This is a genomic window from Xenorhabdus stockiae (genome assembly GCF_002632825.1).
Taxonomy (GTDB): Bacteria; Pseudomonadota; Gammaproteobacteria; order Enterobacterales; family Enterobacteriaceae; genus Xenorhabdus; species Xenorhabdus stockiae.
In genome coordinates this window covers 1-16,957 of record NZ_NJAJ01000020.1, presented here as the reverse complement: position 1 = coordinate 16,957, position 16,957 = coordinate 1, and the positions used below count along the sequence as shown (strand labels likewise).

General features: G+C 45.2%; 13 protein-coding genes and 2 pseudogenes. 9 read left to right on the top strand and 6 right to left on the bottom strand.

Annotation, left to right across the window (positions count from 1 at the left end; translation table 11 throughout):
- Position 1: 1 nt before the first annotated feature.
- The 3 genes and pseudogenes from Xsto_RS11600 to Xsto_RS11590 all read right to left on the bottom strand — a co-directional run bounded on the left by Xsto_RS11600 (position 2) and on the right by Xsto_RS11590 (position 3,950).
- Complete coding sequence (locus Xsto_RS11600) at positions 2-1,714, bottom strand: ShlB/FhaC/HecB family hemolysin secretion/activation protein (RefSeq protein WP_099125152.1); 1,713 nt, start codon at positions 1,712-1,714, stop codon at positions 2-4.
- A 381-nt stretch (positions 1,715-2,095) separates the two neighbouring features.
- Positions 2,096-2,263, bottom strand: a pseudogene (locus Xsto_RS22855) (IS982 family transposase); the annotation flags it as partial.
- 769 nt (positions 2,264-3,032) lie between these two features.
- Positions 3,033-3,950: an integrase domain-containing protein gene (locus Xsto_RS11590; protein WP_099125151.1), complete on the bottom strand. Its 918-nt coding sequence runs from the start codon at positions 3,948-3,950 to the stop codon at positions 3,033-3,035.
- 1,381 nt (positions 3,951-5,331) lie between these two features.
- Between Xsto_RS11590 and Xsto_RS21420 the strand changes: the two genes are divergently transcribed.
- Together Xsto_RS21420 and vgrG are read left to right on the top strand one after the other, a co-directional pair.
- Positions 5,332-5,496, top strand: coding sequence for a hypothetical protein (locus Xsto_RS21420; RefSeq protein ID WP_169926634.1), 165 nt, complete (start codon positions 5,332-5,334; stop codon positions 5,494-5,496).
- A pseudogene (gene vgrG, locus Xsto_RS11585) lies at positions 5,444-6,094 on the top strand (type VI secretion system tip protein VgrG); the annotation flags it as partial. The gene Xsto_RS21420 and the pseudogene vgrG, both read left to right, overlap by 53 nt.
- 266 nt (positions 6,095-6,360) lie before the next feature.
- On the opposite strand, the gene Xsto_RS11580 reads toward vgrG, so the two are convergent.
- The 3 genes from Xsto_RS11580 to Xsto_RS21415 all read right to left on the bottom strand — a co-directional run bounded on the left by Xsto_RS11580 (position 6,361) and on the right by Xsto_RS21415 (position 7,910).
- The gene (locus Xsto_RS11580) at positions 6,361-6,633 is read right to left on the bottom strand and encodes a helix-turn-helix domain-containing protein (RefSeq protein WP_099125149.1); all 273 of its coding nucleotides are present in this window, start codon (positions 6,631-6,633) and stop codon (positions 6,361-6,363) included.
- Positions 6,634-6,885: 252 nt separating this feature from the next.
- Positions 6,886-7,761 carry an integrase domain-containing protein gene (locus Xsto_RS11575; RefSeq protein ID WP_099125148.1) on the bottom strand — a complete coding sequence of 292 codons (876 nt, stop codon included), beginning with the start codon at positions 7,759-7,761 and terminating at the stop codon, positions 6,886-6,888.
- A complete protein-coding gene (locus tag Xsto_RS21415; RefSeq protein WP_169926633.1) occupies positions 7,758-7,910 on the bottom strand; it encodes a hypothetical protein in 153 nt (50 codons plus the stop codon). Before Xsto_RS21415 ends, Xsto_RS11575 begins: the two co-directional genes overlap by 4 nt.
- 908 nt (positions 7,911-8,818) lie before the next feature.
- Here Xsto_RS21415 and Xsto_RS11570 point away from each other — a divergent pair.
- From Xsto_RS11570 to Xsto_RS11530, 7 genes are all read left to right on the top strand, one after another.
- Positions 8,819-10,600, top strand: coding sequence for a type VI secretion system baseplate subunit TssF (locus Xsto_RS11570; RefSeq protein ID WP_099125147.1), 1,782 nt, complete (start codon positions 8,819-8,821; stop codon positions 10,598-10,600).
- Between the two features lie 35 nt (positions 10,601-10,635).
- The gene (locus tag Xsto_RS11565; protein ID WP_099125146.1) at positions 10,636-12,648 is read left to right on the top strand and encodes a type VI secretion system Vgr family protein; all 2,013 of its coding nucleotides are present in this window, start codon (positions 10,636-10,638) and stop codon (positions 12,646-12,648) included.
- Positions 12,649-12,650: 2 nt separating this feature from the next.
- Complete coding sequence (locus tag Xsto_RS11560) at positions 12,651-13,139, top strand: DUF4123 domain-containing protein (RefSeq protein ID WP_244590382.1); 489 nt, start codon at positions 12,651-12,653, stop codon at positions 13,137-13,139.
- A gap of 5 nt (positions 13,140-13,144) precedes the next feature.
- The gene (locus tag Xsto_RS22165; protein ID WP_244590381.1) at positions 13,145-14,590 is read left to right on the top strand and encodes a hypothetical protein; all 1,446 of its coding nucleotides are present in this window, start codon (positions 13,145-13,147) and stop codon (positions 14,588-14,590) included.
- On the top strand, positions 14,587-15,222 hold the full coding sequence (locus tag Xsto_RS11545; RefSeq protein ID WP_099125144.1) for a hypothetical protein: 636 nt from the start codon (positions 14,587-14,589) through the stop codon (positions 15,220-15,222). The genes Xsto_RS22165 and Xsto_RS11545 overlap by 4 nt, the downstream gene beginning before the upstream one ends.
- A gap of 107 nt (positions 15,223-15,329) precedes the next feature.
- Positions 15,330-16,085: a hypothetical protein gene (locus Xsto_RS22160; RefSeq protein ID WP_244590380.1), complete on the top strand. Its 756-nt coding sequence runs from the start codon at positions 15,330-15,332 to the stop codon at positions 16,083-16,085.
- Between the two features lie 37 nt (positions 16,086-16,122).
- Entirely contained in the window at positions 16,123-16,386 is a 264-nt protein-coding gene (locus Xsto_RS11530) for a PAAR domain-containing protein (RefSeq protein WP_099125142.1), read from the top strand.
- Positions 16,387-16,957 lie beyond the last annotated feature (571 nt).

The window sequence follows — 16,957 nt, the reverse complement described above, 5'->3', positions numbered from 1 at the left end:
CTCAGTACTGCCAGTTCAGGCTGAACGCCACATAAACCGGATCGGTCTTAAACCCGTCCGGCTTCGAAAAAGGCGTCCCCACAGCGATGTCGTAAACCAGATTTGCCGGTCGGATCGGACCTTTCAGCCCCACTACCCCCCCGGCCAGTGTGCGCCCGACGTTAAAGTCCGCACCATTGCCTCCTATCCGGCCATAATCCGCGCCCAGATACAGTTGCTGCTCCGGCAATGGTGTCTGCCAGGACAGGGTATTGCGCAAGGTCCAGCCCGCATCCGCACTCAGTGAACGCTCTCCGTCAAAGCCCCGTACCGTCCAGCGGCTGCCGATACTGAACCGATCCTGAGGTGTTAACGGGGTCTGGCTCCACTGACGCAGGTATTCCACCCGGTGCTGGAATGCCTCCCCGGCCAATGAAAATGGGGTGTTCAGTGATGCTGACACCTGAATGATCCGGGCTTGCGCGGTGGCATAATGCTCACTGCCCCGTGGATTGAGTTCCTCTTCCGGTGCGGGCCGTGCACCAAACCAGCGCGTTCCGTGCTGGTAACTGATCCCGGCATCCAACACAGCGGGCCCCAGATAATGGCGATGATCCAATGCCAATCGCCAGTGGCTGGTCCGGCGCTTTTGTCCGGCAATTTCCGTTTGTTTGATGAAGTTCCGGGTCTGACGTACATTCACCCCGTAGGTTAACGTTGTCTTGGAATTGGCATTACGGTGCAGAACACGGCTTAACTGCGCATTCAGGCTGTGACTTCTTCCCCGGTACTTCGCTGCTTCCGTGCGATGAGGCACCGTTTGGGCATAATTGTATTTACTGCCGGTAACTGCAAACAGCCAGTAGCCAAACGGCACGGAATAATGCGCCGTGTAATTGGCCGACTGTTTTCGGTCAGAAAACGCCAAATCCCGGGTCACCGCCACATAAAACAGGTCACTCAGAGAGGTAGGATTATCAAGCGCAAACATCAGTCCGCCCTGATTCTGTCCGGTGGTTTTCGTGCCGCTGTTATCCAGCCAGGCCCCCACATGCCAGAAACGGGACTGCTGGCGCTGAATCATGATATCCGTTTCACCGGGAGCGTCTCCCGGCACCAGTTCCATGGAGGCTTGAACATTAGGTATACGCTGGAGGTTTTCCATGCCTTGTTCAATCGCCCGTAAGTCTAACAACGCCCCTTCCCGGGCCGGTATCGCTGTCAACAGGGAAGCGTAGGTGTCCGCCCCCTCCGCATACCGGATCTGGCGGATTTTTCCCGGGACGACCATCAATTTCAGGTCTCCCTGACGGAGATCTTGTTCGGGTGCCAGTATCCGTGTTGTTACCCAACCGTGTGAAATCAGCCGGTTCTGCATCGTGCTCATCAGCAATCCGATGCCCTGTGCCCCCAGACACTGGCCAATGGCCTGATCCGCCAAACGCTGCAAGGGCACCCAATGCGGCAGTGCCTCGTTCCCCGATAGCGTCACTTTACGAATATCAAAACAGGGGGATTCGTTGGGAAACGCCTGAGGAGACGCGGCAACTGTGGTTGCCTCCTCAGCCAGATTGACCCGAGGCGGCCGGGCTTCCAGCCGTTGTTCTTGTGCCTGCTGTTGCTGTTGTTGATGAATTAAGGTCTGGTCATCCGGTTGTGCCTGAGCAGGGAATATTGCCAAGACACTGGATCCGGCCAACCCGAAGCATAGATTACTGAAAAGTTTATTTGGCATATTTTTTCCAATAAAAATTGGCGCATTTTTATTTTCAATCGAGAATTAACAAAAATATGTGAAGAGCAATTATGCGGAGATTTGATCACTTTTCAACCAAGCAACAATACAAAATAAATTCCACCTGATTAGATTAAAAAAATAATAAATGAGTTTATTTGAAGTAAATAACTGCTTTTTGACAGATAAACACACATATAATGAAATTATAATCCAAATAAAGGTGAAAAAATAAAAAGCGATGAAATAACATTCAGAACATTCTTACAGCAATTATTTTTATCAAAAAACGAAAAACAATAACCACGATTAATTTGAAATAAATTAAACAATCGATAACAAGAAATAGTGATAAAGATAAGGCGAGAGTTTTAATTAATCTCAACGTTTCTTAAGCATCGCAATTTCATGGTCACGTAAATCTAAGCGCGGCTTTTTCGGCTGAAATATATAAGCAATCAGCCCTGAGACTATTTTCAGTAAAAAGCCGACTACGCTTCGGTGCCTTCAATGTTCCATCTGAGAAATATTTCTCAACTCGTCATTCACCGGATGAGTAGGCCACGGGAACTGCTCCCGCAGCCTCTCGCAGAACGGTACGTGAGCCTCTCGACTCATACCGCTCTCTTCAGGCAAACACGCCTGTTATTCCTGCCCGACAATGGGCAAGCCCCCCCTATGCTCCTTTGCAATCCTTTGAAGACGTTTTGAGTCTTGGGTTTTATATCTGCTCAGAGCTTTGAACTTTCATCTGACTCAGCGCACCAGCGCTTTGTTGAGTTGCCTGAAAACCTTATACAGTGCCTTCTGGTTATGATGGCAGTGGGCGATCAGACGTCATCCAACTAAATCTAAAGATTGGGTAAGTCGAAAATACGACATGAACCACCAAGGAGAATGGTAATTTCATGGCTGGCAGAAAATAGTCAATATGGACTGCCACTTTAATCTGGTTCAAATAGCTCAAACGCTGATAAAAAGGCATGTGAAGATTAGGAGTGTGGCTACGCCATTCGATCCTCAATACCAAACCTATTTGGTTAAGAGGGAATCGAAAAAGGAAAGTCATCACTCTTGGTACGATCCTGCTCTGACTGCAATTTAGGTTGCTGGGTAACGTAATACGACTTAGTGAAGGCTTGAGCCGTATGCAGTGAAAGCTGCACGTACGGTTCTTAGGAGGACGGCACTTGGTAACAGATGCCGTCTATCCGACAAAAATGAGTTAGCGATAACATAGGAATAATCGCCTAAGACTCAAGGTTGCTTCGCTCATATTCCAATGACCAAAGCAGCGACTGTGTGTGCTCCATACAACTTATTCACACTCAATATTCTGGTAATACACCTGCTTAATATAACGCCCTCGTCCATCGCCATGCCCTAAATCCATCGAGACCAGTGCCAGTGCTTCCCGCTCGCTGAATCCTTGCGCTATATAATGCTCCCCAGATTGCTGAGCAAAATGGTAACGCATACTATGCGGCGCTTTATTGCCGCTCAGCCCTGCACGTCTGACAATATAGCGGTAACGGTCGATGGCCTGCGTGATCGTCGGCTTATCAATCAGCTTACCGCCACGCCCGGTCTGCTCGCGTTCAGCATAAGCAATCGCGTGTTGCAGGGCTTCCCGATCCAGTATAACCGTCTGCCTGGGGCGTCCACCTTTAGTACCGAACACCACCCGCACAGACGTATGCCCGTTTTCCAGTGCTTTCTTCCAGGTCGCTAACGATTTGTAGGCTTCCACCGCTTCTTTAGTACGCAGTCCCAGCACATACGCCAGTTGCATCACCGCCGCGACACGCCGGTCTTTTTGCTCCACCTGCTGAAAAATATCCCGGAACGCAGCCGGTGCCAGCGCCATTTTCGTTCCCTTGCGGCTGGTATCCGCGATACCCAATGCCCGGTTACTCAGGCGGGCATTATTGGGATCAGCCAGCTTATGCTTTCCCGCCTGCGCTAAAATGGCTCGCAGCACCGACATTTCATTTTGCAGTGTCCGGTGACTGAGATTGTTGGCTTTGCGTCCAGCGATGTAGCGCTCAATATATTTCACCTTCAGGCTATCCACTTGGCGGAGTTTGATGCCATTGTTTTTCAAATAATCAAGGAAGTACCGGGCAATCCGTTCACGATCCGCCACCGTAACAAAACTTCCACCCGCCTGTCGGGCATGCGTGATAAAGGCTTTTCTGAACTGCTCAACCTTTGAACGTGTCGATCCCTGCGCCATTCTCGCCTCTTCTGCTACTTTGCGTTTGTTTTATTCATTTTTAGTCGTTTTTAAAACAATTCCCTGCGTGTCGGTTCAGGTTCACCGTTCCGTGGTGCGTCAGACAATGTGTAGCAGGGCGGGATTGTGTTGAGTTATTGCAGGAGCTCGCGACGTGCTCAGCACAACGATGACATGCTCCCCGTTCAGAACCTGATCAGCTCAGGATGAACGCCTCATTATCTTGACGTGATTCATTTCTCCTTAATTTTTACTGCATCAGCCTGCAATCAGGCAGTGGGTTGAAAATCCGCTAGGACAATCGTTTAACAGGGTGGTTAATGATCTGTTTTGCGTGGTTTCACTGAGTAATGCAGGGTTCAAATCGGTCGTAAAACCAGACCGGATGGGCTATGGACGTTTGCCGCTTTGCGGCGTCACTTGGTAATCGCTGCGCTTCAACACAAGTGACGCCGCGCAATATTCGGGACGTTTACCGTGATGAATTGAAAATGTGAATGCATGTTTTACAGATAAAAACTGTATCAGTTGACGTAAGACAGAGCCTGTTTTGCTCTGTTGTGTGAGTAGCCGGTGATGAATCACACCGGGAAACTTTCATCCTCAGACGGAGGGTTAGGTGTCCGGGGATATCTGCTTCCAAAAGTGCGCAGATGTACCGCATGGTATGCACTTCCTTGCAGGCTACGGGAGTTTTGATTTCGCCGCTTCACGCTGATCCTTACAGACGGAAGATCATCAGATAACAGAACGATAGTAGCGATTGTGTCAGCCACGGTCAAACGATGTTTGAGACCCCGTTTTCACGGTTTATTTTCAGCCAGCCTGAATAACTGTCTTTCTAAAAGAAATAAAAATAAATTTTCATCTTTTTTATATCCATATTATTTCATCGTGATAATTGTTATTATTTCAAATAAGCCTCTCATTTGTATTTTAACAAGAATAAAATATCTATTTTTGTCAGGGTATATTATTTTAGGATTCGGTTTAAAAATGTGTTCATTATTTTAAACAACCCCATTTGTGATCGTTATCATAAAATGAACATGATCATGATTTCTAAGATACTTGTAGTTTTATATTTATAAATAAATCATTGCGTTAATTAATTCACCCTGAATCTGACAGCAATAAATCACAACACAATCCATTCACTATTGATAAAAACAAAGCGCATTACCCTGATGGCGCAATGATTTTAACTTTTTCCGCTGTCATTGCCGGACGAGTTTTTTATTTCGCTTGATTTCATTTGGTTTTCATTCAGGCCTTATTTATCATTTCCTCTCCTGATTGTTTTTCATGCATTAAACGAAATAGTCCGGTCTGTGCGTCTTTTCAGATTATTTCCGGTGCCCGGTGTAAAAACAGCCGATGGATGTTTTCATCTCCCGTTTACCAGAGACAACGCCGGACGAATTTCAATGTTGTGCCCGGACGTGATGGCCGACGGTTATCACGTTATCCGTCATCACCTCAGGGAGACACCTATGTCAGTGAAAAAGCACATCGCAAAACTTCAGCAGGGAAAGGCCCTGTTTGAGCAGGGGCAACAAGCCACCCGGCTGGCTCAGCAGACAACCGGGAGCTTCGTTGGGCACGAACCGGGGCTGGCAAAGAAAGCCGCCGGGGGTCACAGCGCCGCCACTAAAACCCTGCAAAAAGCCAGTCAGTTTCTCAGTGATGGTGCCCCCAGCGGTCTGCAATTTACCCTGACGGCGGGCGGTCTGGCACCAGAAACCTTTGTCGTCACGGATTTTACCCTGAATGAGCACTTTTCTCAGCCGTTCCAGCTGGAGGTCGGACTGGCGAGTGCTGACCCTGCCATCGACTTTCCTGCGGTACTCGACCGCGCTGCCACGCTGACAATCACACAGGATGGGGTTGAAAGCCGGAGTATCACCGGTATCGTTGCCAGCTTTGAACAGGGCAATACCGGGTTGCACCAGACCACCTACCAGATGAGTATTCGCCCGGACCTGTGGCGCACCACCCTGCGTCAGAATTCGCGTATTTTCCAGCAACTGAACATTGAATCCATTATCACCAATATTCTGAAAGAGCACGGTATCCGCGATGTGGTCTTCAGCCTGCGCCATGCCCACCCGGAACGGGAATTTTGTGTGCAATATCAGGAATCATAAATAAATATAATAAATTGAATATAAAGGATACATTATCTATATTTGATTTTATGCCCCTTTTAATGCCCCAAGATTTTTTTGTTTGCTTTTTTTCATATCTGACTGATTTTTATTATTTATATCATTAATTGTGTGCTTTTCAATCATTTTAAAGAAAAAAAGCCTTGAAGGTTAAAAATGGTCAAATTAGGCTGCCATTTTAATCTCAGGGCTTGATATAAAAAATATTCATTTTTACGAAGTCGATCACAAATTAAGGCGGGTTATTCCTGTGGCTGAGAGCGGGCTTTCCTTTCTAATAATTCTCCAGTATGAGAATCGAAATAACGGCTGGGCCAAATCTCTGAGGGATGGATGCCAAGGTAATTTGCGATAATCCATTCACCTTTCGGCCACGGTCTGCTGAATGCGTTTGCCAGTGTTGATGAACCGAGTCCTGCTTCGCGGGAAACCGCCGCTAAGGTAGTACCGCGTTTACGTAATGCAGCGATAATATCAGCTTGGTGCCAGTCATTTTGAATATTGTTGCTATTCATTCCTGTTACCCCTTTCCATTAATTAATATTGATGGTGGTGATTCAAGGCAGGGTTAGCAGACCGGGCTAAGATTCCGGCGAGACGTGAGTCTCCCCCACCCGAACCACCATTGAAAGGGTGATAACAGGCGCACTGGTAGAAAAGATCCTACCAGTGTTCTTAGCTCAAGGCTGCTAAACCTTGACCATTAGATTTGGCTAATGGCGGGAATACTTTAACTGATTGTTTTATCTAACTCAATAACCGAACGGCTAAGTTGAACGACTATAAACCCGTTCAACGTAACGCCCGCGACCATCACCGTGCCCCAAATCCATTGATACCAGTGCCCGTGCTTCCTGACGGCTAAAACCCTTCTGTTGGTAAAAATTAAGTGCCTCCTGTGCCCACGCATAGCGCAGACTATGAGGAGAATAGCGGCCTGTTAAACCAATCTTTGTGGTATGTGTCCGCCAGTAATTCATGGCCTGTCTGAGATCCGGTTTATCAATCAACCTGCCGCCGCGTTGCTCTGCAATAGCCATCGCCTGTTCTACCGCCTCTTTTACTGCTGCAATACCCAGTACGCGGGTTTGTCTTGGCCGGCCGCCTTTTGTACCGAAGACAATATGCAGTTTCGGCTCTGGCTGTTCTAATTGTTTTAGCCAGCTTTTTAACGAAGCACTGCATTGCACCGCTTCCTGAGAACGTAATCCCAATAAGCGGGCAAGTTTCAAGGTGACGGCAAATCCAACATCGCGTTCAAGTGCTTTTTGATAAACGGCCTGAAACGTAGTATCAGGGATCGCCTGTTTCGTTCCGGCGCGGCTGGTGCCGCTTAATCCCAATGCCTGATTACTTAAACGTGGTGAAGTTTCCAGTTTTTCCCGGCCTGCCATGCGGAAGATATTACGCAACGCGGACATTTCATTTTGTACTGTTCGTTTGGCAATCCCCTGAGATAAACGGGTATCAACGTACTGCTCTACATGTTTGGCTTTCAAATTCTTAAGGCTTTTCACCTGAATATTCAGGCTCAATAACAACGCACCCAAACGCCCGGCGATCCGAATGCGATCATGACAGGTTTTATGACTACCGCCGCCTTGTCGGGCAAAAAACTTTAATTCTTTAATCAATCGACTCATTGGCTTCCCCTTGCGGATGTTTGACAACATGCGATCTCTGGCGCGCGACCATTCTGGCAAAACAGAAAATAACTGCCTTGCCCTTGATCGATATCTGTGCGCCAGAGTGAACGCAGGTTGAGGTATTGCGGGATATCGGTTGAGTACACGGTACTGCCGCCTGCGTGTGCAGGTCATCCCCACCGGCAAAAAGCCAGCCTCGATATCGTCAAGTTCTCTTTTTTCAATCTAAAAATGCAGTGTCAGATTCACTGAGTGGTGAAACAGGCCTGAGCCTGTCAAGGTTGTGATGTTATTTGGCTGCGGCGTCACTTTCAGCGGTAAACCTGCAAAAAGTGACGCCTTAAACCCGCAAACGGTCAGCAAAAGTCGTGCGAGAGTTGAAATGCCAGCAGGCATAGCAAAACGCCGCAAGGTTCGGTGTCAAACGGGAGCAATGAGTTAATTGTTCAGGTGTAAAAAGTTGTCTGCTGAATATTTCAAATAAGAGCAGTTAATACGTTGAATCAAAAGTAAAAACTATCCTGGATGTAGGGTGTGAAATGAGTTCAGGACGTCACTCGATCTCACTATGCAAAAGTTAAGTGAAGATGAGGTCTGATGTTGATATGAAAGAAGTGCATGGCTCAATGCACTTGGGAGACAATATACAAACACCTTTTTGAGGTTTTTTTCAGTTTAAGAGACTTTCACCGCCAGACGAGGGGTTAGGTGTCTGACGATATCTGCTTCCAAAAGTGCGCAGATGTACCGCATGATATGCACTCCCTTGCAGGCTACGGGAGTTTTATTTCGCCACCCGAAGGCGATCCTGACAGGCGATGGATCGGTTTTGTAAGAAAAGATATTAACGGTTTTGCGGAGCAGGGTCAAAGACGTATTTAGCCTGTTTTCAAAAATGTCGTTCTATCAGACAAAAGTCAAAATTTATTAATTTAATTAACGTAAAATTCCATATAATAGCCAATTTAATCCTGATTTCTTTATCATTTATAAACATTTTCAATTAAATGCCGATAGATGATTCATTTGAGTCTCCGTGCAAGGAAAAAGCAACGTGAAAAATCAGAAGGAGTCTTTGTACCAACAAGAGTTGGCCTACTTGCGCGAAAAGATGAAGTTAGCTGCCACCGAAAACTCGCAGTTAGCCGAGTTTCTGGAGCATCCCAATGATCCTGATATCCAGCGTCTGTTGGAAGGTTTTGCGCTGCTGTCTTCAAATTTGCGCAGCACTGTCGAAGACAGCCTGCCAGAAGTTACTCATGAAATGCTGGCGCGCATCTGGCCTCACACCTTACGCCCCGTGCCCCCGACCACGATCATCCAATTTACCCCCCATCAGGGTGTTCATCAGGGAACGGCTGATATCCCGCAAAACGTACCAGTGACTGCCACTGTCGGGGAACAACATTTCCCGTTTAACACCTGCCGTTCCTTACATATTGAACCTGTGGTGGTACGGGATAAACAAATCCGAAAGACCCGTGAATACAGTGATATTGTGCTGACGCTGCATCAGACGGGTAACACTGTGTCGGGCTGGTCAGGCGGAAAGCTGTCTTTCTTTATGGGCACCGATAACAACCGGGCCGCCCAGTTAAGCCTGTGGCTGGATATGCATATCGATGAGGTCTACTGGCGCACGGCTGAGGGCAAAATCAGGCTCAGGCACAGTGATTTTCTGGGCTGGCCGGAGAATTTACAGCAACCCTTGTTACCTACTGACGACCTGCCTATTGCCCGATTACAACAGATGACTGAGTATTACTGCCTGCCGCATGTGTTCAGTTTCATGACGTTAAATATCAATGAGTCACGCGAGTTGCCGTTAAACCCGGATGGCACCGGTGAACTGGTTATCCGCCTGCACGGGGAGTTGCCCATTGAGGCGCTGGGCGATGCCTTCCAGTTGGGGTGTGTCCCGGCGGTGCATCTGGTGCCAATGGTCAGTCCGCCAGTTTCATTGTTACCGGAGATACCGTGTTATCCGCTACCATTGGCTGAAACAGAACGGCTTTTCCGGGTGGACAGTATCCAGACGGCGAAACAACCCGGCGAGAAAGTCACTCCAGACAGCGCTCCGCGTGGCAAGCCCTGCCATTTCGTGCCAATTGACCAGTTTCACGCCAACAGTGACTGGCTGCTGGAGGCCGGTGAACCCGGTAACGTCTATTTTCAGGCACTGATAACCGATGATTTGCTGGGACGTCTTCACAACCGGCTACACTTTTACGGGATGGACGGGAACGCAGCGGATAACCTCGCCTCCCAGACCGTCTGTGCGCACGTTATCGGCTATCATGAGCAGGCCATGCAACTGGCTGTCGGTGATATCACGCTCACACAGGGATCTATGCCCGCCCATTTACACGCCCGCAATATCACGCCGGTTTCCCCGGATTTTCCGCCGATGGTGATGGGAAAATCAGACTGGTCACTGATTAACCTCTTAAACTGTCCGCCGTTCTTGTTGTTCCATGCCGATGCCCTGAAAGATTTTCTCCGGTTGTATGATTGTTATGCCGGGCATGATCGCATCCTCAGTCGCCGGATGCAGCAGCATATCAACGGCATTATCCGGGTTGACGCCCGGTCAGGCGAGCGTCTTGACTTCACCCGGCAAGGTCTCCCCATCAATGGCAACACACTGCATCTCTACCTTGATACAGCGTGTTATGAAAATGACGGTGTGATGTATCAGTTCTGCCGGATGCTTGATCAGCTGCTGACGTGCTTTATCGTGCGGAATAATTTCATCATGTTAAAAATTTACCGGCAGGGGGAGCAGGCCGTGTTATGGGAATTCCGGCAGCGGATTGGTTTGCGCAGTGAAATGTAACGCGATTAACGGAAACAGAAAAATCAGGAGAAATCATGCAAAAAAGTGGATTACGTTTTCTTTGCCAAATAGGGAGTTTACCCGAAAATACCTTTGCTGTGGCGGATTTTACCCTGCGGGAAGGGCTATCTGATCTTTTTACTCTGAACCTGACGCTGGTTCAGTCCCTGCCCGACAATCCTTTCAAACCGAAGACAGAAATCGATTTAACCGCGCAGCTGATGCAAGAAGCCGTATTACAGGTTTTTCACGGTGAAACAGAGCAACGCAAAATCACCGGCATCATTTCCCATGCCGACTGGTGCGGCACTGATGGCAACAAAACCCGGTATACCTTCACGGTACGTCCGTATCTCTGGCGGCTGACGCTCAATCAGGACAGCCATATTTATCATCGTCAGCGTGTGCCGGATATCATGGATCTGTTGCTGAAAAAACACCATGTTCAGGCAGATTCCCAACTGGAAGATCCGCACCAGAGCCGGGAATATACCACCCAGAAACGGGAATCCGATTATGCGTTTTTCTGTCGGCTGGCCGCGGAAGAAGGGATCAGTTTCTGGTTTGAGGATGAAACGCTGTTTTTCAGTGACAGCCATCTGGGGATGACGGCTAACCTGCCTCTGCAATACCAGCCACAACCGGATACGGCGCACGGGCAGGATGTGATTTATCAGGTTCATCTTGGTGTCGGCATGGCACCGAAGCGCAGTATTCACCGCGATTATAACCCGGACAGTCCGCTTTCTCAGGTGTACCAACTGGAAAGCAGCCCGGAATATCAGGCAATGGGCACGCTGACACCGTATACCATTTACGAGAGCTATGGCCGCTTTCAACAAGAAGCCGAAGGTAAACCGTTTGTAAAATACCGGCACGAAGTGCTGAAAAACCAGACCCAAAGTGGCAGTGGCAACAGTAATTGTATCAAACTGATGCCGGGTAAAATCTTCGAAATCGAAAATCATCCCCATGCTCCGCTCAATACCCGCTGGCAGATTGTCGGGATCAGTCATTATGGTCGCTGCCCGCAGGCACTGGGAGACAATAGCGGCGAAGGCACAACACTGAGCAACGATTTCAGTTTTATCGATGGTTATGCCGACTGGCGTCCCCCGTTTCATTACAAACCACAGTCAGACGGGGATGAAAGTGCGACTGTGGTCGGGCCGGAAGGGGAAGAAATTTTCGTCAACAAAGACGGTGCGATTAAAGTGCATTTTCACTGGAACCGTTACGATAAGGCGGATGACAGCGCCTCCTGCTGGGTGCGTGTAGCTCAGGGCTGGAACGGTCATGGCTTTGGTTTTATGGCGATACCGCGTATCGGACAGGAAGTGATAGTTTCCTATCTCAACGGCGATATTGACCGCCCGATAGTCACCGGCTGCGTCTACAATGGCCTGAACCGCCCTCCGCTGGATTTACCGGCCCAAAAAACCCGCACCACATTTAAAACGAAAACCCACAAAGGGGAAGGCTTTAACGAACTGCGCTTTGAGGATGCGAAGGGCAGTGAGGAAGTGTTTATTCATGCACAAAAAGATATGAACACGCACATTCTGAATGACGAAACCAGCAATATTAGCCATAACCGGACACACCATATTAAAAATGACGCGCATTTACGTATCGATAATGAATACCGCGTACAGGCAAACAATGATATTTCGCTGTCCACCGGGCAAAAGCTCCATATCAAGGCCGAAGATGCGCTATTAACCCAAAGTGGCAATGAAATTCACCTGAGTGCCGGCGCTAAAGTTGTGATTGATGCGGGGGCTGAACTAACTATTCAGGCCGCCGGGCATTTTCTGAAAATCGACGCAGGCGGGATCACCAGCAGCGCTGTCGTTAACTTTGGTAGTGGCGCACCGGGCAATGGCTCAGGCTGGGGCGGTAAATTACCGGATATACTGGATAAGCTGTCATCCATTAATGTGGCTCAGGCAGAAAAAATAGTTACCCCACCGCCGGAAAAAATTTGCCTGTCCTGCTTAATGGAAGCGGCATCAACGGGTTCAGTGATGGTCATGAGAGGCGAATGATGATGACCACCTTAAAGGAAAAATGGGCAAAATATCGGGAAACTTACCCGGAAATGCAGCTATATGCGCTGGTAGACGGTTTACAGTATGAGCGGTGCTTTGACGATGAATTGACTTATCTTGAAGGTACGAATAATCCGCTGTTCCGGCAATTCCCGGATGCGGAAATTGCCTTTGCCGGACCGTGGTTGTTCGATATGAATCAGTCTCAGGCATGGGAAGAAAAATTCTTACGGCTGGAGAACGTCGCTCCCGCCGTTTCCTGGCTGTACTCAACACGGTCATTGGATAAACTGACCCGCCATCTTGAATCACAGTTAAATATCCGGTTAAAAACAGGTAAAACTGCATTATTGCGTTTTTACGATCCCCGCGTTCTGCATCAAATGCCGCATATCTTTACGCCGGAACAATTAATTGAATTCACAAAAGATATTGAAGAGTGGAGTTATCAGCTTGATAACAATCATTACGTTGTGAAAGGAAAATAATAGCTATGGACAAAAACAGTATTGCTTCCGTCTTCTCAGATTTGAAGAACAAAGCCTCCAAAGGTATTGAGCAGCAACAAAAAAGTAAAGTTACCCATCCAACTAGCGTGCCCAATTGTGCGGGAAAAGTGGGTGATCCAGGCGTGAAATGCAATCAAAAATTCAGTCATCAGCTAAAATTATTACCGATTGAGAATCAGGTTAACGTCAATAACGTGCCGTATGCTTTTATTTCCATTCCCGCCAGAGGATTTGGTAAAACGAATGGCAAAGGCGAAACCGACCGTATTATGACCCGCCAACCCGAAGAAGTGACCGTATTGGTTGGTAAACTGGCTAAAAGTTACGAAAGAAGGCGTGGCAGTTTTGGTTCATTAAAGGAACTCGAAGAAAGAAAAATCAGCCTGCTCACAAATACGGGTGAGCCAACCACCGAAAAACCGTATATCAGTGGTTATGATTATATTACCGTGGTTGGTGCCAGAACAGCACCCGGAGAATTTAGCTTAGGAGCAGCGAAGAGAACAGTTACAACAGTTGTGGATCCTCTTATAGATTGGGAAAAAGATTGGAATGTCTTTACAGAATCACCGGGAAATCAATACCGTTTTATTAATTGCGGATTACATCAGTTGCAGCTTTTTCCTCAAGCCAGTCAGGGTGATCACGCAGTGCAACGTATTATGGTAGTATTTGAGCAAGGATATACTAAAAAGGATATTAAGAGGATTGACGAATACACTAAAGGGTTAGGCGGACGTATTGTTTATGTAAAAAACAAGCAAGGACTTATCGATTTTCTAAATCAACGAAAAGAAAAGAAAAGGTTGATTAAGGAGATGGTGTTTTTCTGTCATGGAATTATTGATTATGCCACTTTTCATTATAAAGGAAAGGATGAAGATAATGGACAATTTGGACCAGAAGAGATTGAAAAGGTGTATGAATCAATATTTGATTTTGATGCTAAAATAACAACTTATGCTTGTCGTGCAGGCATTTCAGTTAATAACGGATGGCCTGGGGATTTTACAGGAATACCTGATGCTGGACAGAATAAAAGCCCGGCACAACGAATGGCGAATATCTGGGATGTTGAGGTAAAAGCTTTTGAGAGGCGTTCCACTTATATAGGAATATATGGCACGGATAAGGAGACTAAAGAGGCAAAGGAATATAGTAAAGTTATTAAAGAATATAAGGCTGCACTTGATGCATATAATTATGAAGTATCTATAGGTATTAAGAATGCCAAGCCCCCGGAAAAACCCAAAGATTATGATATAATGGAAAAACGGAATATAGATTTAAAAACTAGGGATTCTAATGAAAAAGAGGGTGGTGGTCCTATTGCGACAAATGGATCGTGGAGATTACCTGGCACAGGGAATACACCTCACGGACTAAAAAAAGGTCTGCAAGATTATAAGCCAATAGAGTGGAAATTATGAAATTTTTACCACGTAAAAACAGTGCAAGAATATCTATTCTGATACTTTTAATTTTATTTTTCCTAGGGGGTTATTATATGTATATGCAAAAATATAAAATGGCAATACTGGTGCCATCGTATGATGAAAATTCTTCAGAATATCCGAGTAAAAAAGTGTGGTTTGATGCCAGTGAATGGTTGGCTACCTCTCAATATATTAAAGTAAGTGATTTCTTTCTGATTAATAAAAAATTTGATACTATTGAAAATGTTAATAGCGTTGATGTACTTAAGTCCTTGAAAATAACAAGAACATTACAAGAAAAGATTAATGACTCAAGAGATTTTCCTGAGCTTAATGTTTTAAAAAACATGAATTCTATTGATTTTTTAAAGTTAATGCAAGATAAATTGAATTATGAGTACGTCTATACGGAATTTGATGAAGAATCATTAAAACCAGTTAGAGACTTTTTTTTGTTAAAATTTCCTTGTAAAGAAAAAAAATATGAATTACTAGTTATTAGAAGTATATATAAAAATGAATATACATATGATTCATATTGGTTCATTCTGAGAGAAAATGAATGGCATAATAGCCATAGAGATATTATGACCTACCGCGATTACCTAGAAGGTAAGATTGATTAATATAAATAATAAATTAGAAACTATAGTCGCTGAATTGAAAATGACATAAAAAATATATTTCACCAGCGATTATAGCCTTAGCCATTATGATCGGAGACATCATAAATATGCCTATAGAGTTTAATGAAGAACAATATAATAAATTAAAAAGCCATTCGATCAATACATATATTGATGAATTAGTGACGAATTGTAATGAATCTTATCCTTATCTTGATTTAAATTTAAGTAAGGATGGTTTAAGATCAGCGCTGGAAAATGCAATAAAAAAAGCAAAAAACGAGGGTTTTGATCAACGAGGGGCTGTTCAGTTTTATATTGATATGCTTATTTTGTTTGGTACAGAATTTCAGACTGACCCGCAATATGCATGGATAAAAACAAGCCTTGATAATCATGCTCATCTTGGGCAATTAGAAAAAACAAGTCTGCTTTATCATGAGGTCACTCGATATTTGAATGAAGTGCATGGTGAGAAAGATGAACATCTGAAAGCCAGTATATTTAAATTTCAAGATATCAATATTGAACGTTTAAATGTTCAATGGAGTACCTATCAAATTAACATTGATGATATATTAAAATACCTATTTCCACAAAAGTACAGATGTATTAAACAGGATGATATCAAAAAGCTCATACAACTTGGTGTTGAAAAATCCAATCAGTATGGAATAGAAAATGCCAATCAATCTGCATTCTTAACGCTGAGCATGTTTTTATTAGGGCATGAATTCGATCAGGATATTTTCTTGCCACATTTAAATTCAAAATTGTTCAAGCAATATTATTCTGATGCTGACATGTTAATTATGATAATGGAAAAACAGACAAAAGAGTACCTAAAAATATTTATTCAATAGTATAAAAATATTTTATCCTATTGTGGAAGGAATCAATATGCCAAATAAAGCTGTTATCCGATTAAATGATACAACTGATCATGGTGGTAAAGTCATCACTGCCATTGATGGTTATGTTTATCAAGGTGTTCCTGTCGCAGGCAAGGGTGATTTAGTTATTTGCCCAAAATGTGAAGATAAATTTCCAATAGTAGAAGGAAGTGAAACTTTAAAATATCAGGGTAAGCAGATTGCTCTGGAAGGTATGAGCACTGCTTGTGGTGCCAAACTGATTGCCAGCCAGAAAACCTTCTCTGCTTAGGCACTGACGCGCTGCGCTTGTCTTCTCCGTATTACCGGGCTAATACATTAACCCGGTAATACGGAGATTTGAAAAAATATAATCGTTACTATCGATTATCTTTATATCACTGCGCCAATTTTCACGGGATAACGGGGTAAATGACATATTTATTATATATTTCATTTAGTTACTCTATCCCATGTTATCCCAGCTTATCCCGTAACATAACCTCACAGTTTTAAATTACTTTAAATTCAAAGAATTAATACCTGCCAGAGCAAAATCTTTTTCGGGATAACACTGCCATTGCCACGATATCACTTTATTTGTAATCACTTAATATTACGGGATAGTGCGGGATAATACGGGATAAGTAAAATACCCATAACTAACTGATATATCTTAAAATAAACCTGTCTTATCCCAATATCCCGTTATCCCAACGTTTTTTTCTCCTACGTGAGGTTAATCCTCATCCCTGAAAATCAGTACCACAAACCGTCCCTGAGTGCCATTCACTGAGATGGTTTTGCTGATAAAGCGATCTTTCTCCGCTTTAACCAACATTCCGGCCTCTTCTAAGGCTTCA